Source organism: Aceticella sp. 75b-Ac (genome assembly GCF_056032965.2).
The window spans coordinates 625201-644111 of record NZ_CM190971.1 but is presented as its reverse complement, the minus strand read 5'-3'; the positions used below and the strand labels follow the sequence as shown (position 1 = coordinate 644111).

The 18911-nt window shown below is 30.3% G+C and carries 17 protein-coding genes; all 17 read left to right on the top strand.

Features of this window, described 5'->3' with window-relative positions; genetic code table 11:
* Position 1: 1 nt before the first annotated feature.
* Positions 2 to 1153, top strand: coding sequence for a 1-deoxy-D-xylulose-5-phosphate reductoisomerase (locus tag AC0LWJ_RS03485; RefSeq protein ID WP_474239051.1), 1152 nt, complete (start codon positions 2 to 4; stop codon positions 1151 to 1153).
* Positions 1154 to 1200: 47 nt separating this feature from the next.
* Positions 1201 to 2166: an RIP metalloprotease RseP gene (rseP, locus tag AC0LWJ_RS03480; RefSeq protein WP_503031489.1), complete on the top strand. Its 966-nt coding sequence runs from the start codon at positions 1201 to 1203 to the stop codon at positions 2164 to 2166.
* Positions 2167 to 2171: 5 nt separating this feature from the next.
* Entirely contained in the window at positions 2172 to 3236 is a 1065-nt protein-coding gene (gene ispG, locus AC0LWJ_RS03475) for a flavodoxin-dependent (E)-4-hydroxy-3-methylbut-2-enyl-diphosphate synthase (protein WP_474239045.1), read from the top strand.
* A complete protein-coding gene (locus AC0LWJ_RS03470; RefSeq protein WP_474239042.1) occupies positions 3233 to 3862 on the top strand; it encodes a glycosyltransferase family 2 protein in 630 nt (209 codons plus the stop codon). Before ispG ends, AC0LWJ_RS03470 begins: the two co-directional genes overlap by 4 nt.
* Positions 3863 to 3875: 13 nt before the next feature.
* Positions 3876 to 8099, top strand: coding sequence for a PolC-type DNA polymerase III (locus AC0LWJ_RS03465; RefSeq protein WP_474239039.1), 4224 nt, complete (start codon positions 3876 to 3878; stop codon positions 8097 to 8099).
* Positions 8100 to 8212: 113 nt separating this feature from the next.
* Positions 8213 to 8668, top strand: coding sequence for a ribosome maturation factor RimP (gene rimP / locus AC0LWJ_RS03460; RefSeq protein WP_474239037.1), 456 nt, complete (start codon positions 8213 to 8215; stop codon positions 8666 to 8668).
* 19 nt (positions 8669 to 8687) lie between these two features.
* Positions 8688 to 9725 carry a transcription termination factor NusA gene (gene nusA, locus AC0LWJ_RS03455; protein ID WP_474239033.1) on the top strand — a complete coding sequence of 346 codons (1038 nt, stop codon included), beginning with the start codon at positions 8688 to 8690 and terminating at the stop codon, positions 9723 to 9725.
* Between the two features lie 14 nt (positions 9726 to 9739).
* Positions 9740 to 10009: an RNase P modulator RnpM gene (rnpM, locus tag AC0LWJ_RS03450; protein WP_474239031.1), complete on the top strand. Its 270-nt coding sequence runs from the start codon at positions 9740 to 9742 to the stop codon at positions 10007 to 10009.
* Positions 10002 to 10325, top strand: a complete 324-nt coding sequence (locus AC0LWJ_RS03445; protein ID WP_474239029.1) for a L7Ae/L30e/S12e/Gadd45 family ribosomal protein — start codon at positions 10002 to 10004, stop codon at positions 10323 to 10325. Before rnpM ends, AC0LWJ_RS03445 begins: the two co-directional genes overlap by 8 nt.
* Positions 10312 to 12324, top strand: coding sequence for a translation initiation factor IF-2 (gene infB, locus AC0LWJ_RS03440; RefSeq protein WP_474239096.1), 2013 nt, complete (start codon positions 10312 to 10314; stop codon positions 12322 to 12324). The genes AC0LWJ_RS03445 and infB overlap by 14 nt, the downstream gene beginning before the upstream one ends.
* Positions 12325 to 12338: 14 nt before the next feature.
* The gene (gene rbfA, locus AC0LWJ_RS03435) at positions 12339 to 12698 is read left to right on the top strand and encodes a 30S ribosome-binding factor RbfA (RefSeq protein WP_474239026.1); all 360 of its coding nucleotides are present in this window, start codon (positions 12339 to 12341) and stop codon (positions 12696 to 12698) included.
* Entirely contained in the window at positions 12695 to 13651 is a 957-nt protein-coding gene (locus AC0LWJ_RS03430; protein WP_474239024.1) for a DHH family phosphoesterase, read from the top strand. The genes rbfA and AC0LWJ_RS03430 overlap by 4 nt, the downstream gene beginning before the upstream one ends.
* On the top strand, positions 13648 to 14523 hold the full coding sequence (truB, locus tag AC0LWJ_RS03425) for a tRNA pseudouridine(55) synthase TruB (protein ID WP_474239094.1): 876 nt from the start codon (positions 13648 to 13650) through the stop codon (positions 14521 to 14523). Before AC0LWJ_RS03430 ends, truB begins: the two co-directional genes overlap by 4 nt.
* Positions 14524 to 15456, top strand: a complete 933-nt coding sequence (locus tag AC0LWJ_RS03420) for a bifunctional riboflavin kinase/FAD synthetase (RefSeq protein WP_474239021.1) — start codon at positions 14524 to 14526, stop codon at positions 15454 to 15456.
* A 104-nt stretch (positions 15457 to 15560) separates the two neighbouring features.
* Entirely contained in the window at positions 15561 to 15827 is a 267-nt protein-coding gene (gene rpsO / locus AC0LWJ_RS03415; protein WP_284681002.1) for a 30S ribosomal protein S15, read from the top strand.
* An 80-nt stretch (positions 15828 to 15907) separates the two neighbouring features.
* A complete protein-coding gene (locus tag AC0LWJ_RS03410) occupies positions 15908 to 18007 on the top strand; it encodes a polyribonucleotide nucleotidyltransferase (RefSeq protein ID WP_474239018.1) in 2100 nt (699 codons plus the stop codon).
* Between the two features lie 166 nt (positions 18008 to 18173).
* On the top strand, positions 18174 to 18878 hold the full coding sequence (locus AC0LWJ_RS03405) for a polysaccharide deacetylase family protein (RefSeq protein WP_474239016.1): 705 nt from the start codon (positions 18174 to 18176) through the stop codon (positions 18876 to 18878).
* The last annotated feature ends 33 nt before the right edge of the window (positions 18879 to 18911 follow it).

Below are 18911 nucleotides of genomic sequence, written 5' to 3'. Positions count from 1 at the left end.
TATGAAAAATATTGTAATTTTAGGTTCAACAGGCTCAATTGGAACACAGACCCTTGATGTTATCAGAAATTCAAAGGATTTTAATGTTCTTGGATTAACTTGTAATAATAATTTAGATTTGCTTATAAAACAAATCGATGAATTTAAACCCAAGGTAATTGCGGTGAAAGATGAAAATAATGCTAAAGAACTAAAAAATATATTAAATAATACAGGTGTTGAAATATTATCTGGAGAAAAGGGTATCTGCGATGTTGCTGAATACCATGATGCTGAACTTGTCGTTGTGGCAATAGAGGGTATAGCTGGTCTTATGCCTGCATACAAGGCGATAAAAGCAAAAAAAAATATCATGCTTGCAAATAAGGAATGTCTTGTTACAGGGGGCAAAATAATTACTGAACTTGCAAAGAAAAATAAGGTTAAAATATTGCCTATTGATAGTGAACATAATGCAATTTTTCAATGTCTACAAGGTAATGAAAAAAAGTATATATCCAAACTTATTATTACAGCATCTGGAGGACCTTTTAGGGGAAAAACAAAAGAAGAATTAAAATTTGTTACAATGGAACAGGCATTGAAACATCCAAATTGGAAGATGGGTAAAAAGATTACCATAGATTCTGCAACATTAATGAATAAAGGCTTTGAAGTAATAGAGGCAAAATGGTTATTTGATGTACCTTTAAACAAAATAGAGGTTTTAGTACATCCACAAAGTATTATACATTCTATGGTTGAATATATAGATGGAAGTATAATTGCAGAAATGGCTACAACTGATATGAGGATCCCAATACAATATGCTTTGAATTATCCGGAAAGAAAAGCTGTAAAGGGTGTGAAATCTTTGGATTTTGAGGTATTTAGCACATTAACGTTTGAAAAACCAGACCTTGAAACATTTAAATGTTTATCATTGGCTTATCAGGCAATTGAAGAAGGTGGTACAATGACAACAGTATTGAATACCGCTGATGAAGTTGCGGTATCATTATTCTTGGAAAAGAGAATAAAATTTTTAGACATACCAAAAATTATTGAAAAAAGCATGGAAAAACACGATAATATCATTAATCCTGACATAAATGATATAATAGAGGTAGACCATAGTATTAGAAAGTCAATTTTAGATGAATATATGAGGTGATTTATTTGATAATAGTTTTAAGCTTGATAGTATTAAGTATTCTTGTAATGGTACATGAATTTGGACATTTTATAGTAGCAAAAATGTCTGGTACAAAGGTTAATGAATTTTCAATAGGATTTGGTCCACGTTTATTTAAATGGAAATATGGAGAAACGGAGTATTCTTTTAGGATACTATTACTTGGTGGCTATTGTGCATTAGCGGGTGAAGATGAAAAAACAGATGATAAAAAAGGCTTTGCAAATAAGCCTTGGTATATTAGACTTGCTATTTTGGCGGCGGGACCAATTATGAATATTTTATTGGCAATGGTGTTTTTGTTTATGGCATTTTATATAACAGGTTCGCCAGTCCCACAGGTAAAATCAGTTTTAAGCGGATATCCTGCACAGAAAGCAGGTATATTGCCCAATGATAAAATTGTCATGATTAATGGTACAAAAATCAATGATTGGAATGATTTAGAGAGAATTATCAGTTCTAATAAAGGAACCGAATTAAATTTAAAGATAAAAAGAGATAATTCAATAATTGATAAAAAAATAACGCCAATCACTGATAAAAAAACATCAAAAGCCATGATAGGAATAATGCCTGAGTATCAGAGGTCAATTTTTTTAGCTATAAAAACAGCTGTAGACAAGACAGTATATTTTTCAAAAATAATTATATTATCCATTGTTTTACTTATAACAGGCAAAGTGCCTGCAAATGATTTAATGGGACCTGTTGGAATAGTTCAGACCATAGGAGCAGTAGCAAAGACAGGGTTTGTCGATTTATTAATATTTTCGGCTTTTATAAGCGTCAACCTTGGGCTTTTCAATTTGCTTCCATTTCCAGCCCTTGATGGCGGAAGAATATTATTTGTTTTAATAGAGGTATTAAGAGGAAAACCTGTTGATCCGAATAAAGAAGGATTTGTGCATTATATAGGATTTTTATTATTAATAATTTTATTTATTTTTGTAACATATAGAGATTTAGTCAGAATATTTTTAATTAGGTGATAAATATGAGAAAATTAACAAAAGTTGTTAATATAGGCAAAGTAAAAATAGGGGGAAATAATCCTATTGCAGTTCAATCTATGACAAATACAGATACAAGAGATATAAAAAAAACTATTGAACAAATTGCTAAGCTTCAAAATGCTGGTTGTGACATTATAAGAGTTGCAATTCCGGACATTGATGCTGCAAATGCCTTAAAGGAAATAAGAAAAAAGGTAAATATACCTATTGTTGCTGATATTCATTTTAATTATAAATTAGCAATAGAGGCAATAAATAATGGTGCTGATAAAATAAGGATAAATCCCGGTAATATTGGTGGAATAGATAAAATTAAAATTGTAGTTGATGCAGCTAAAGGCAGGAATATTCCAATAAGAGTAGGCGTTAACTCAGGCTCATTAGAGAAGGATATGCTTTTCAAGTATGGCGGTTTAACAAAAGAAGCAATTGTTGAAAGCGCGTTAAAAAATGTATCACTTTTGGAAAAGTTTGGTTTTTATGATATTGTTATATCTATAAAAACGTCAAATGTTCCTTTGACGATAGATTCCTATAATTTTATATCAGAAAAAGTCAATTATCCATTACATCTTGGAATAACTGAGGCAGGTACATTATTTTCAGGTACAATAAAATCCTCCATTGGGATAGGAACTTTATTATATATGGGAATAGGTGATACCATTAGGGTATCTTTAACGGGTGATCCAGAAGATGAGGTGAAAGTAGGCAGACAAATACTAAAGTCCTTAGGCTTACTTAATGAAGGTGTTGAAATAATTTCATGTCCTACCTGCGGCAGAACAAAAATCAATCTTATAGATTTAGTCAAAGAAGTTGAAGAAAGAACAAAAAGCATAAAAAAGCATATAAAAATTGCTGTTATGGGATGTGCCGTTAATGGTCCCGGAGAAGCTAAGGAAGCCGATATAGGTATAGCCGGAGGAATAGGAGAAGGTTTAATTTTTAAACATGGGCAAATATATAAAAAAGTTCCTGAGGAATTTCTTCTTGACGAATTTATAAAAGAAATACAAAGTTTGTTAGAGGAGGACTCTAAATGATTTCAGTTATAATACCTGCCTATAATGAAGAAAAAACGATAGGTAATGTTTTAAGTGTCTTAACAAAAATTGATATTATTGATGAAATTATTGTAGTTAATGATGGTTCAGAAGATAATACAGTTGCTGAAGCGGAAAAATACAATATTATCTTAATAAATCTCAAAAAAAATATGGGGAAAGGTGCAGCAGTAAAAGCAGGTATTGAAAAATCCAAGGGTGATATTATAGTAATGCTTGATGCGGATTTGGTTGGATTAACAGAAACCCATTTTTTAAGTCTTATCAACCCTATTTTAAATGATTCAGCAGATATGAGTATAGGGGTATTTTCTTCGGGAAGAAAATCAACCGATTTGGCTCAAAAAATTGCTCCATTTTTATCTGGGCAGAGGGCGATGAACAAAAAGTATTTTATAGACTTTTTAAATTCAAAAGATTTAGATACTTGCAAATATGGACTTGAAATAGCATTAACTAAATATGCTAAAGTAAAAAAATTAAGATTAGTGCAAATCCCTTTTAAAAATATGACACATATTATGAAAGAAGAAAAATTAGGTATTTTAAAAGGGTTTTATGCAAGACTTAAGATGTACTTAGATATTTTAAAAATCTGGGTGTAAAGGAGTATAATCGATGTTGCCATCTTTTTTAACAGAAGACCCTGAGATAAAAAATATTGATATAAAAAAAATAAGCCTATCTATAAAGGAAAAAATTTTATTTTTAGAATTGCCAAACAAATATCGGAATGACAAAATTATGGAAAAAATTAAATCGAAAATTAAATCTGTTATTCCGCTTCTAAATGATATAGAATTTTGTTTTAAGGAAATTAATGTTAAAAGCATTGACGAGCTAATAAAAGAACATTGGGATGAGATTCTTATTAAATCAAGTGAAATTTATAACGGCTTATTTAGTTTTCTTAAATCTTGCAATGTGTATGAAGAAAATGGGGAATTAATAATCAAAGCATCGAATGAAATTGCATATAATTTTTTAAATAAAAACAGGATAAATTTATTCTTAGAAAAATTTATTCATGAAAACTATAATATTAAAATAAAAATAAAATTATTATTAGATTCTACATTAAATATTAATATAAATGAAAAAATTAAAACCAATGAAGATAATTTAGCAAATATAATTATAAATTCAAATGAAAATGAAAAAAACAAGAAAAATCATGAAATTAACAAAAATATAAAAGTTTTAATGGGGAAAGAAATAAATACAGATGCTAAAGCTATTTCTGATATAAATCAAGAAGGTGAAGAAATAACAATTGAAGGTGATATTTTTTCTATTGAATTTAAACAAATTAAGTCTAAATATTTAATGGTATTTGATATTACGGATTATACATCTTCAATATCTGTTAAAGCTTTTATAAATGAAGATACATATAAAGTAATGCAAGAAACTTTAAAAGTAGATATACGTATCAAAGTAAAAGGCTTGGTTTTATATGACAAATATGAAAGGGATATGGTTTTAAATGCTAAGGATATTGTATTAGTCAATAAAAAAATTAGAATAGATTTAGCAGATGAAAAAAGAGTCGAATTACATGTTCATACTCAAATGAGTAGTATGGATGGTGTAAGTTCTGTTGAAGCTTTGATTAAAAGAGCATCTGAATGGGGGCATAAAGCAATTGCAATTACTGACCATGGGGTATTACAGGCATATCCAGAGGCTCAATCCGCTGCTAAAAGATATGGCGTAAAAGTACTATACGGTGTTGAGGGGTATCTTGTTAATGATGGTGAACCTATTGTAACAGGTAATACGGATGCATCATTAGATGATGATTTTGTTGTATTTGATATAGAAACAACCGGTCTTTCAAGTAAATATGATAAAATAATTGAAATTGGAGCTGTAAAGATTAGAAATTATGAAATAGTTGATAGATTTAAAACATTTATTAATCCTGAAATACCAATATCATCGTTTATTACACGATTGACAGGCATAAATACCTCAATGGTTAAGGATTATCCAACTTTAGATAAGGTATTGCCAGGATTTTTAAAATTTATATCTGGCAGTATATTAGTTGCACACAATGCCAATTTTGATGTAACTTTTGTAAAAACGAAAGCTGAAGAACTATGTTTAGAATTAAATAATCCAGTACTTGATACATTGGAATTAAGCAGACATTTGTATACCAATTTAAAAAACTATAAATTGGATACAGTAGCGGAATACCTTGAAGTAAATCTAAAAAATCATCATAGAGCAATCGATGATGCTGAAGCTACAGCTGAAATATTTTTGAAAAGTATTAAAAGAATTAAAGAAAAGGGCATTTTATATGTAAAAGATATAAATAATTCATTAAAAAATACGATAGATATAAAAAAATTACCTATGTATCATGTAATAATATTAGTTAAAAATCAAAAAGGGCTTCGTAATTTATATGAGATTGTATCTGAGTCAAATCTTAGATATTTTCATAGAAATCCCAGAATACCTAAGAGCTTATTAACACAAAAGAGAGAAGGACTATTAATTGGCTCAGCATGTGAACAAGGAGAAATTTACAGGGCTATTATAGCAAATTATGATAATAATAAATTAGAAAATATTGTTAACTACTATGATTATTTAGAAATACAACCAATCGGCAATAATGAATTTTTAATAGATAAAGGTGAAGTAAGAAATATTGATGAATTAAAATTAATTAATAAAAAAATATATGATATAGGTAAAAAGTATAATAAACCTGTTGCAGCAACATGTGATGTACATTTTTTAGAGCCTTGGGATGATGTAAACAGAAAAATATTAATGGCAGGGAAAGGGTTTAAGGATGTAGACAGACAGCCGCCATTATATTTCAGAACCACGGAAGAAATGCTTGAAGAATTTGATTATCTTGGAAATGATGCTGCAAAAGAGGTTGTTATTTATAATACAAATAGGATAGCTGAACTAATTGATGAGGTAAAACCAATTCCAGATGGTACTTTTCCACCATCAATAGATGGGGCAGAAGATGAACTTAAAAAATTGACAATGAAAAGAGCACATGAAATATATGGTGATCCCTTGCCTGAAATAGTTCAAGAACGACTTGATAGGGAATTAAATTCTATAATCTCAAATGGATATGCAGTAATGTATATAATCGCACAAAAACTCGTTTCAAAATCCTTAAGTGACGGATATCTTGTTGGTTCAAGAGGATCTGTTGGGTCATCATTTGTTGCTACAATGAGTGGTATTACAGAAGTAAATCCACTGCCTCCTCACTATATATGCCCTAATTGCAAGCATTCAGAATTTATACTAAATGAAAAGTATGGTTCTGGGATTGATTTACCTGATAATAATTGTCCTAATTGCAATACAAAGATGAAAAAAGATGGTCATGATATTCCTTTTGAAGTTTTCCTTGGATTTGAAGGTGATAAAGAACCTGATATTGACTTAAATTTTTCGGGAGACTATCAAGCTATTGCACATAAATATACAGAAGAATTATTCGGCAAGGGGCATGTATTCAGAGCAGGAACTATAGGAACATTAGCAGATAAAACTGCTTTTGGCTTTGTTAAAAAATATTTAGATGAAAGGAATCTTGTTGTACACAATGCCGAAATAAAGAGATTAATTATGGGTTGCTCAGGTGTAAAAAGAACAACAGGACAACATCCAGGTGGTGTTATGGTTGTGCCAAAAGAGAGAAGTATATATGAATTCACACCTATACAGCATCCTGCCGATTCCCAGGACTCAGATATAATTACAACTCATTTTGATTATCATTCAATAAGCGGCAGATTGTTAAAGCTTGATATACTGGGGCATGATGACCCTACAGTTATAAAAATGCTTGAAGAGCTTACAGGATTAAATGCACAGGAAATACCACTTGATGATAAAGAAACCATGAGTTTATTTACAAGTGTTGATGTTCTACGTATAAAGCCTGAAGATATAAATTGTCCTGTTGGAACATTGGGATTACCTGAATTTGGTACAAGGTTTGTAAGGCAAATGCTGTTGGAAACAAAACCGTCGACTTTTGCAGAATTAGTAAGAATAAGCGGCCTATCACATGGTACTGATGTATGGCTTAACAATGCACAGGATTTAATAAAAGAAGGGATTGCAACACTTAAAGAAGTTATTTCAACAAGAGATGACATAATGTTATATTTATTGAACAAGAATATGGGAAAAAAACTGTCATTTAAAATAATGGAGAACGTTCGTAAAGGCAAAGGTTTAATAGATGAAGAAATACAGGAAATGCAGAAACACAATGTACCGGAATGGTTTATTGAATCCTGTAAAAAAATAAAGTATATGTTTCCTAAAGCACATGCTGTAGCATATGTTATTATGGCTTTTAGAATAGCATATTTTAAAGTACATTACCCTGAAGCCTTTTATGCAACATATTTTACTGTTAGAGCAGATGAATTTAACTTTGATTTAATGAATTCTCTTGAAAACATTAAAAATAATATTAAAATTTTAGAATCTAAAGGTAATAATGCAACTGCAAAAGAAAAAGGGCAGCTTACAATACTTGAAATTGCATTAGAAATGTATTTACGCGGTATTAAGTTTACCGATGTTAACCTTTATAAATCAGATGCCTTAAAATTTTTAATTACAAAAGATGGAATATTACCACCATTGACTTCATTGGAAGGTATAGGAAGGCAAGCAGCGAAAGTTATAGCTGAAGAAAGAAATAACGGTATTTTTGTTTCTGTAGAAGATTTAAGAACAAGAACAAAGATAAGTAAAAATGTTATTGAGATTTTGAAAAATCATGGATGTCTTAATAATATACCTGAATCAAATCAGTTAAGTTTATTTTAATCTTGCATTGCAAAAACATGTATGTTATAATGGGTATGGTAAAATAGAATTTATGCTGAGATTAGAGTGGGCGATCCCACTCTTTCATATTTATATAAAGGATGGTATTTATTATGTCAAAAATAGAAGAAATAACCCGGGATATCGTAATGCCAGTAATAATCCAAAATAAATATGAGCTGGTAGATGTTGAATATAAAAAAGAAGGTAGTAACTGGTATTTAAGAGTTTATATAGATAAGGATGGCGGAGTTTCTCTTGATGATTGCCAGCTTGTAAGTGAATATTTAAGCAGTAAACTTGACGAAATTGATCCATTACAAAACAGTTATATACTTGAAGTTTCATCGCCTGGTATAGATCGTCCTCTAAGAAGTGCAAGAGACTTTGAAAAGTTTAAAGGATATTTAGTTGAAATATCATTATATACTGCGATTGACCAAAAAAAGAAATTTGTAGGCGAACTTATGGGATTGTTTGATGATAAAATTTTAATATTAGAAAATGGAATTCAACGAGAATTCAATATTAAAGATGTTAGTTTAATAAAACCGGTAATTAAATTTTAATAGTAAGGAGGGGATTAAATTGAATAGCGAATTTATAGAAGCATTAAATCAAATATGTAAAAACAAAGGGATAGCTCCTGATATAATGTTTGAAGCAATTGAGGCAGCCCTCGTTTCTGCATATAAAAAAAATTATGGCACATCACAAAATGTAAAAGTTACTATGGATCACGAAACAGGTGATGTCAGGGTTTTTGCTCAAAAGGTTGTAGTCGATAATGTATATAATAACTTGTTAGAGATAAGCTTTGAGGATGCATTAAAAATCAATAAGAAATATCAAATAGGAGATATAATAGATATTGAAGTAACTCCTAAAATATTTGGGAGAATAGCTGCCCAAAATGCAAAACAGGTAGTTATTCAGAGAATAAGGGAAGCAGAACGCAATATCATATATGAAGATTTTCTTCGTAAGGAATCAGAAGTTGTAACAGGAATTGTTGAAAGAATTGAAAAGAAAAATGTTTTAATAGATATGGGTAAAACAGAGGCAACTCTAATTCCCAATGAGCAGATTCCTAATGAAACTTATAATCATGGCGATAGAATAAAGGTCTATATAGTTGAAGTTAAAAAGACAACAAAGGGACCTCAGATTTTAATATCAAGGTCACATCCTGGACTTGTAAAGAGATTGTTTGAAATTGAGGTGCCAGAGATACAGCAAGGTATAGTTGAAATCAGGAGTATATCCAGAGAAGCCGGTTCAAGAACAAAAATGGCTGTTTTTACAAAAGATCCAAATATCGATCCGGTAGGTTCATGTGTTGGATACAAAGGGACAAGAGTTCAGGCTGTTGTAAATGAGTTAAGAGGTGAAAAAATAGATATAGTAAAATGGAGTTCAAAGCCTCAGGAATTTATTGTAAATGCATTAAGCCCAGCAAAAGTTATTAATATAGAAATTGACGAAAAGGAAAAGCTTGCAAAAGTTATTGTTCCAGATTATCAGCTTTCTTTAGCAATAGGAAAAGAAGGGCAAAATGTCAGGCTTGCAGCCAAATTAACTGGATGGAAAATTGATATAAAAAGTGAATCTATGGTTGAAGGTTAATAGAGGTGGTTTATATGAAAATAAAAAAAGTACCTTTAAGAATGTGCCTTGGATGTCAAGAAATGAAACCTAAAAGAGAACTTATAAGAATTGTAAAAAGAGCTAAAGACAATGGGGTTCAGGTTGATTTTACAGGGAAAATTTCTGGCCGGGGTTGTTATATATGTAAAAACATCGATTGTCTTGAAAAAGCAATAAAAACTAAACGTATAGAGAAATCCTTGGAGTGTAAGGTACCTGATGATTTAATAGAGGTTTTAAGAAAAGAGGTTATTGATGAATAACAAATTTTATTCTTTGTTGGGAATCAGCAAAAAATCTGCAAACATGTCAAATGGAAGTTTTGCTGTAGAAAAAAGTATAAAAAGTGGTTTTGCATATTTGGTAATAATTGCAGATGATGCAGCTACAAATACAGCGGAGAAATTTAAAAATCTTTGCGAAATCAAAAAAATACCTTTATTAATACAAGGTAAAAAAGAATTGATTGGTAGAAGTATTGGGAAAAATGATACTTCAGTTGTTAGTATTAACGACTTAAATCTATCAAATGAAATATTAAATATAATAAAGGAGTTACAAAATGATGGAGGTGAATAATATGTCCAAAACAAGAGTATATGAATTAGCAAGGGAATTAAATATATCAAGTAAAGACCTTATTTTAAAGCTTAATGAACTTGGTATCAAAGTTAAAAATCACATGAGTACATTGGAAGATGAAGAAGTAAACTTGATTGTTGAAATTCTTACAGATAAACATGAAGTCAAAGATGATGAAAATAAAATGGAATGTATAGAGAATGGGAATGATGAAAACAATCAGGTTAAAAGTGAAGATATTAAAATAATATCTGTACCACCTTTTATTACAGTAAAAGAATTATCTGAAAAAATGAATATTAATCCATCTGATATAATTAAAAAACTTATGTCCCGTGGAATCATGGTTACAATTAATCAACAAATTGATTATGATAATGCTGTTCAGATTGCAGAAGAATATGGTTTTTTGGTTGATAAAAAAGAAGAAGATGATGAAAATATAAATATATTGGATGAAGAAGATGATGAAAAGGATAATGAGGAGGAGTTATTACCACGCCCTCCTGTTGTAACCGTAATGGGGCATGTAGATCATGGCAAAACATCACTTCTTGATGCCATAAGAAAAACAAAAGTAAGCCAACATGAAGCAGGTGGGATAACACAACATATTGGTGCATCTGTCGTTGAAATTAACAATAAAAAAATTATTTTTCTTGATACACCGGGACATGAGGCATTTACAGCCATGAGAGCAAGAGGTGCCAGTGTTACAGATATTGCTATTCTTGTTGTGGCAGCAGATGATGGTGTAATGCCTCAGACTATTGAAGCCATTAATCATGCAAAAGCAGCCAATGTACCAATAATTGTTGCAATAAACAAAATAGACAAACCAAATGCTAATCCTGATAGGGTAAAACAGGAATTAACAGAGCATGGACTTGTTCCAGAAGACTGGGGTGGTGATACCATATGTGTAAATGTATCTGCACACTTAAAAACCGGTATTGATACATTGCTTGAAATGGTGTTGCTTGTTGCTGAAATGCAGGAACTAAAAGCAAATCCCAATAGAAATGCAAAGGGAGTTATTATAGAAGCACAGCTTGATAAAACCAAAGGACCAGTTGCAACTGTTCTTGTCCAAAAGGGCACTTTAAAAACCGGCGATGTTATAATTGCAGGTAGTGCCTTTGGAAAAGTAAGGGCAATGTTTGATGATAAAGGAAAGAAAATAAAAAAAGCAACTCCTTCAACACCAGTAGAAGTATTGGGGCTTTCTGATGTTCCAGAGGCAGGAGATGTGCTTGTGGCATTGCAAGATGAAAAAAAAGCTCGCATGATTGTAGAAAAAAGAAAAGAGAAACATAGAGAAGATAAGATAAAACAAAAACAAAAGGTTTCTCTTGATGAATTATTTAATCAAATAAAAGAAGGAAATATTAAAGAATTAAATATAATATTAAAGGCTGATTTACAAGGGTCCGTTGAAGCTATACAACAGTCTATTGAACAGTTAAGTAATGATGAAGTTAGAATAAAAGTAATACATGGGGCTGTAGGTGCAATTACAGAAACAGATGTAATGTTTGCAGCAGCATCAAATGCCATAATAATAGGCTTTAATGTAAGACCTGACAGTAAAGCTAAATCTTTAGCCGAAAAAGAAAAAGTTGATATAAGATTATATAGGATTATATATGATGCAATTGATGATATTAAAGCAGCTATGAAGGGAATGCTTGAACCTGAATTTAAAGAGATTGAGCTTGGTAAAGCCGAAGTAAGGGCAGTATTTAAAGTGCCTGGTGTTGGTAATATAGCTGGTTGTTATGTACTTGAAGGTAAAATATTACGTAATGCAGAAATAAGAATAGTCAGAAATGGAATAGTAATATATGAAGGAAAAATTGCTTCTTTAAAAAGATTCAAAGAGGATACGAAGGAAGTTTTACAGGGGTTTGAATGTGGAATTGGGATTGAGCGATTTAACGATATAAAAGAAGGAGATGTATTAGAGGCATTTCAAATGGAAGAAATACCTCGATGAAAGGATGAAACAAAGTGCAATACAGAAGTGGTAGGTTATCTGAAGAAATAAAACGTGAGATAAGCAAAATGATTTTTGAAGAAATTAAAGACCCGAGAATAAGCCCAATGATAAGCATTACTGACATAAATGTAACAAAAGACCTTCGTTATGCAAAAGTATTTATAAGCATATATGGAAATAATGAAGAGAAAAAAAACACCTTAGATGGTTTGAAAAGTGCCGCAGGTTTTATAAGGCGAGAATTAGGGAAAAAAATTAAAATGAGATATACGCCGGAATTGATATTTGAGATAGATGATTCAATAGAATACGGTGCCCATATATCAGAGATATTAAAAGATTTAAATGATAAGGAGGGTGGAAATGAGTGATATTAAATGAGATAATCGAAAATATATTAAGTTCAAGTAATATCATATTAGTTACACATATATCACCTGATGGTGATGCCATTGGTTGTACCACAGCAATGTATAAAGCATTAAAATTATTAAAAAAAGATGTAAAAATATTTATTGATGATGATATTCCAGATGTTTATAAATTTTTGCCTAATAGCGACAAAATAGAAAGACCGTACGATAAAAATGCAGATATTATTATTGTTATTGATTGTGCAGATAAAGATAGAATAGGGAATGCACAGGAGTTTTTAAAGAAAGATATTATCTCGGTAAATATAGATCACCATATATCAAATACACTTTACGCAGATATAAATTATGTCGACACAAATGCTGCTTCATCCGCAGAAATAGTTTACCAGATTATTAAATTATTGGGTATTAATTTTGACTCGGATATATCAACATGTCTCTATACTGCAATTGTTACAGATACCGGTGGATTTATGTACAACTCAACAACGGCTTTTACACATGAAGTAGCAGCAGATTTGATAAACAATGGGGCTCCTGTAAGTGATATTTCGGATAAAATATTTCATAATATCACATATAATAAAATAAAACTAATCGGGAGAGCCTTAAATAGCTTGGAATTGTATGAAAATGGTAAAATTACATGCCTTGAGATAACAAAAAAGGATTTAGATGAGACAAATTCTAAAATTTCCGACATAGAGAATATAGTAAATTATGGAAGAGATATTAACGGTGTTGAAGTTGCCATACTACTTGTTGAAAAAGATGATGAAATAAAAGTAAGCTTAAGGTCAAAGGAAAAAGTTGATGTAAATAAAATTGCCCAAATATTTGGTGGAGGTGGACATATAAGGGCTTCCGGTTGTTCTCTCAAAAATACTATAAAAGAAGCAAAGATTCAAATTTTAAATAAAATAAAGGATATTATTAATGAGGGATAAAATTGAATGGATTTTTAAATATATTAAAACCACCTGGTATGACATCTCATGATGTTGTTAATTTTGTAAGAAAACACCTTCATATAAAAAAAGTTGGTCATCTAGGAACATTAGATCCTGGTGCAGCAGGCGTATTACCAATATGTATTGGTAAAGCAACGAAATTATCAAATTATATGATGGAACATAAAAAAAGTTATAGGGCAGAAATTACATTTGGATTTTCAACAGATACCCTTGATAAATATGGGAATATTTTACATGTTACTAAAGTGCATAATTTAAATGAAAATGAGCTTATTAACGTAATTAATAGTTTTAGAGGTAATACTAAGCAGATTCCACCTATGTATTCTGCCAAAAAAGTAAAGGGTAAGAAATTATATGAATATGCTAAAGAAGGCAAAATCATAGAAAGAAATAAAATTAATATAACCATTTATGATATCAAAATTGTTTCATATGTAAATTTATACAGATTAATGCTTGATATTGAATGCTCTAAAGGAACATATATAAGAACGTTGGTTTATGATATCTGTAAGAAGTTATCAATGGCAGGATACATGTCTTTGCTTATAAGAACAGCTGTAGGACCTTTCAAAATTGAGGATTCTATAACAATAGAAGAAATAAAAAATAAAAATTTTAAACTGATAGATATTAATAGTGTACTTGATATGCCATTAATTTTTCTCAATGATGTTGATTCCTATAAAATTAAGCATGGACAGATAATAATGAATAAATATAATATTAACAACTTACCAAATATAAAATTGTATGATAATAATAAAAATTTAATAGGCATTGGTAGAGTTAATGATAATAAAATATCTATTGAAAGATTATTGGTTGGAGTTGAGGAGTAATTGGAGATAATAGATGAAAATAATATTTATACTAACAGTAAATATAAAGCAGTAGCACTTGGTAATTTTGATGGAATACATTTAGGGCATCAAGCATTACTTAATAATGCCGTCAAATTGGCGAAAAATAACCATATTGCAAGTGCTGTATTTACATTTAGGCAGCATACAATGGAAATCATTAATCCTGAAAAAATGCCATCTTTGTTAATTACGCCAAAGAAAAAAATAAAAATGTTATCACAATTTGACCTTGACTATTGTATATTATTTAATTTCACAAAAGAATATTCCAAAATGCAGCCAGAAGATTTTATCAAAAATGTTCTGGTTGATAAATTAAAAATGAAAATAGCAATAGTAGGTGAAAATTATAGATTTGGTTATAATGCAAGTGGAGATGTAAAGTTTTTAAAAGAAGCATCCATAAAATATGGTTATGATGTTAACGTAATTAAACATATCAAAATTAATGATGAAACAGTTAGCAGCAGTTATATACGGGATTTAATAAAATTAGGGGAAATTGAAGAAGCAAATAAATGTCTTGGTCATTATTTCAGTCTCGAAGGTTATGTAACAGAAGGAGAAAAAATAGGTAGAGAACTTGGATTTCCAACTGCAAATATCAAAATAGATGAAAATTTAATAAGACCAAACTTTGGTGTGTATTTAACGAGAATAAAAATAGCAGATAATTATTTCATCGGGGTAACAAATGTCGGTTTTAATCCAACATTTACAAATAGGGATTTTTCTATAGAAACATTTATATTAGATTTTAATGACAATATTTATGGAAAATTTATAGAAATCGAATTTATAAAAAAAATTAGGGATGAAATAAAATTTAAAAATATTGAGGGTTTAATACAACAGATCAATAATGATGTTATATATGCACAAAATTATAAAAATATTTTACAAGAATAACTTTGTATGATAAAATATAACGTATGGTTACCTTTTGCTTTGATTTTCGTTCTCCGGCGGTATCAAAGCTCATAGGTGTATACAAAAATTATGGAGGTGAAAAAATGTTAAATAAAGAAAGAAAGAGTGAAATAATTAATCAAAATAAAGTTCATGAAAAAGATACTGGCTCACCTGAAGTACAGATTGCATTACTTACCGAAAGAATAAATACTTTAAATGAACATTTAAAAGTCCATAAAAAGGATCATCATTCCAGAAGAGGACTATTAAAGATGGTTGGTCAAAGAAGAGGATTATTGAACTATCTCATGAAAAAAGATATTGACAGGTACCGTGCCATCATTGATAAATTGGATTTAAGAAAATAGAGCGGGTTACCTCGCTCTATTTTAAATGTATTAAAGCCTTTATTATATGAAAAAATACTAAAGAGTGAAAGGAGGATACTATGGAAAAAAATTTTGAAATGGAATTAGGAGGGAAAAAATTAATTATCCAAACAGGCAAATTAGCACAACTTGCAAATGGGAGTGTTCTTGTTAAATGCGAAGATACAGTAGTATTAGTAACAGCTTGTGCATCGAAAGAGCCAAGAGAGGGTATTGATTTTTTCCCGCTTAGTGTTGATTATGAAGAAAGATTATATTCAGTAGGTAAAATACCTGGGGGTTTTATAAAAAGAGAAGGGAAACCAACTGAAAAGGCTATTTTGACTTCGAGACTTATTGATAGGCCTCTAAGACCTTTATTTCCACATGGATATAGAAATGATGTTCAGGTTATTGCAACAGTTCTTTCAGTCAGCTCAGATGTACAACCTGAAATAATTGCAATGATTGGTTCATCTGCAGCATTATCAATTTCAGATATACCATTTAATGGACCTACAGGTTCGGTATCTGTTGCAATGGTAGATAATAAATTTATTATAAATCCGGATCTAAAGACAAGAGAAAAAAGTACTCTGCATCTGACTGTTTCAGGGACAAAAGATGCCATAATGATGGTTGAAGCAGGTGCAGATGAAGTACCTGAAGATGTAATGCTGGATGCAATCATGTATGCACATGAATATATAAAAAAGATTGTTTCTTTTATAGAAGATATAGTGAGAGAAGTCGGAATTCCCAAGAGGGAAGTAATATTGCATAAGATAGATGCTGATATTGAAAATAATGTTAGAGAATTTGCGACAAAAAAGATATATAATGCATTAAGAACAGAAGAAAAAAAAGAAAGAAATGATAATATAGACAAGGTTGAAGAGGAAGTATTGGAACATTTCAAGGAAGAGTATCCAAATAATTTAACAGATATCGATGAAATATTATACATTATTACAAAAGAGCAAATGAGAAAAATGATAACAGAAGAAAAAATAAGAGTAGATGGTAGAGGACTTGATGATATACGTCCAATTACATGTGAGATAAATGTTTTGCCAAGAACCCATGGCTCTGCAATCTTTACACGTGGACAAACACAGGTTATGACTGTAGCAACTTTAGGACCACTGGGTGATATCCAAATACTTGATGGACTTGGTGATGAAGAATCAAAAAGATATATGCACCATTATAATTTTCCGCCTTTTAGTGTAGGTGAAACAAGGCCTTTAAGAGGACCTGGCAGAAGAGAAATTGGACACGGAGCATTAGCAGAAAGGGCACTTGAACCCATGATACCATCTGAAGATGAATTTCCTTATACAATCAGATTAGTATCAGAAGTATTAAGTTCTAATGGCTCTACGTCACAAGCCAGTGTTTGCGGAAGTACTTTGGCTTTGATGGATGCAGGTGTACCAATAAAATCTCCCGTAGCAGGTATAGCAATGGGTCTTATTAAAGAAGGCGATACTGTTTCTGTATTGACAGATATTCAAGGAATCGAGGATTTCTTAGGCGATATGGACTTTAAGGTTGCAGGAACAGAAAAAGGTATAACGGCAATACAGATGGATATTAAGATATCCGGAATTGATCGGGAAATTCTTTCAACTGCACTTCAAAAAGCGAGAAAAGGAAGATTGTTTATATTAGACAAAATATTAGCAACTATTAAAGAACCTAAAAAAGAATTATCACCATATGCACCACGAATAATCAGATTGAATGTTGATCCTGATAAAATTAGAGACATAATAGGTGCAGGTGGAAAAACTATAAATAAGATAATTGCTGATACAGGTGTTAAAATAGATATAGAAGATGATGGTACAGTTTTTATATCTTCGGCAGATTTAAAAGCCAGTGAAAAAGCAAAAAGAATAATTGAAACTATTACAAAAGAAATAAAAGTAGGTACTATTTATCTTGGCAAAGTTGTTAAAATAGTTTCATTTGGTGCGTTTGTCGAATTAGCACCTGGTAAAGAGGGGCTTCTTCATATATCTAAATTATCCAAAAAGCATGTAAATAAAGTTGAGGATGTTGTAAATTTAGGAGATGAAATCCTTGTAGAAGTAACAGAGATAGATAAACAAGGTCGTATAAATCTATCAAGAAAAGATATATTATCAGAAGAGGATAAAAAAGAAAAAGAATAATTAGATTGTTATTTTATATGAAAGAATAATCGAGGTATAATGTTAAAAATTGTATTTAACAATCATTATATCTTTTTTCATACAAATTTTTTATTGGATATGTGTAATATATTTAAACACCATATGAATAAAATTAAGTATGAAATATAAGATTGGTGGTGTTAATATGAAAATATATTATATAAAGTATCCTAAAAAATCATTCATATTTATTATCATTATTATAGCAATAATCTTATTCTTGTGTTTTTTAATAAATAGATCAATTACTACTTTTAATACTAATGAGCCTATTTATAAGGGAAATACTGATGAAAAGAAGATTGCGTTTGCATGCAATGTGGCGTGGGGAAATGAATTTATACCACAGATGTTAAAAATATTTAAAGAAAATAATATTAATATAACATTTTTTTTTGAGGGGCAATGGGCCGAAAAGAATCCTAAAATAGTTAAGGAAATTGCTGAGGCTGGTCATGAAATAGGAAGCCATGGATATACACATGTAAAATATACTCAGTGGGATAAAGAGAAATATTCTGAGGATATAAAAAAATCTTGTGAATTACTAAGAAAAATAACTGGGGTAAAACCGACGCTTTTTGCACCTCCATATGGTGATTTCAATAATGAAGTTATAAAAACGGCAGAAAGTTTGGGATATAAAGTAATACTTTGGAGTATTGATACAATTGATTGGAATAATCCCGGTGTTGAAAATATTGTGAATAGAGTTGTAAATAAGAGCCATAATGGTGCAATTGTCTTAATGCATCCAACAAAAGGTACTGTTGAAGCATTGCCAATAATAATAAAAGAACTCAAATCAAAAGGTTATACAATTACAAATGTAACTAATGTCTTAAAATAGTAGATAAAATATTCTTAAAGTTAAGTTAATAAT

Bases quoted from the DNA above. Each gene is read 5' to 3' on its own strand.
- rnpM (WP_474239031.1), top strand. From the start codon at position 9,740: ATGAAAATAAAAAAAGTACCTTTAAGAATGTGCCTTGGATGTCAAGAA.
- AC0LWJ_RS03445 (WP_474239029.1), top strand. From the start codon at position 10,002: ATGAATAACAAATTTTATTCTTTGTTGGGAATCAGCAAAAAATCTGCA.
- ispG (WP_474239045.1), top strand. From the start codon at position 2,172: ATGAGAAAATTAACAAAAGTTGTTAATATAGGCAAAGTAAAAATAGGG.
- AC0LWJ_RS03410 (WP_474239018.1), top strand. From the start codon at position 15,908: ATGGAAAAAAATTTTGAAATGGAATTAGGAGGGAAAAAATTAATTATC.
- AC0LWJ_RS03485 (WP_474239051.1), top strand. From the start codon at position 2: ATGAAAAATATTGTAATTTTAGGTTCAACAGGCTCAATTGGAACACAG.
- AC0LWJ_RS03405 (WP_474239016.1), top strand. From the start codon at position 18,174: ATGAAAATATATTATATAAAGTATCCTAAAAAATCATTCATATTTATT.
- AC0LWJ_RS03470 (WP_474239042.1), top strand. From the start codon at position 3,233: ATGATTTCAGTTATAATACCTGCCTATAATGAAGAAAAAACGATAGGT.
- AC0LWJ_RS03465 (WP_474239039.1), top strand. From the start codon at position 3,876: ATGTTGCCATCTTTTTTAACAGAAGACCCTGAGATAAAAAATATTGAT.
- rseP (WP_503031489.1), top strand. From the start codon at position 1,201: ATGGTACATGAATTTGGACATTTTATAGTAGCAAAAATGTCTGGTACA.
- infB (WP_474239096.1), top strand. From the start codon at position 10,312: ATGGAGGTGAATAATATGTCCAAAACAAGAGTATATGAATTAGCAAGG.
- rpsO (WP_284681002.1), top strand. From the start codon at position 15,561: ATGTTAAATAAAGAAAGAAAGAGTGAAATAATTAATCAAAATAAAGTT.
- rimP (WP_474239037.1), top strand. From the start codon at position 8,213: ATGTCAAAAATAGAAGAAATAACCCGGGATATCGTAATGCCAGTAATA.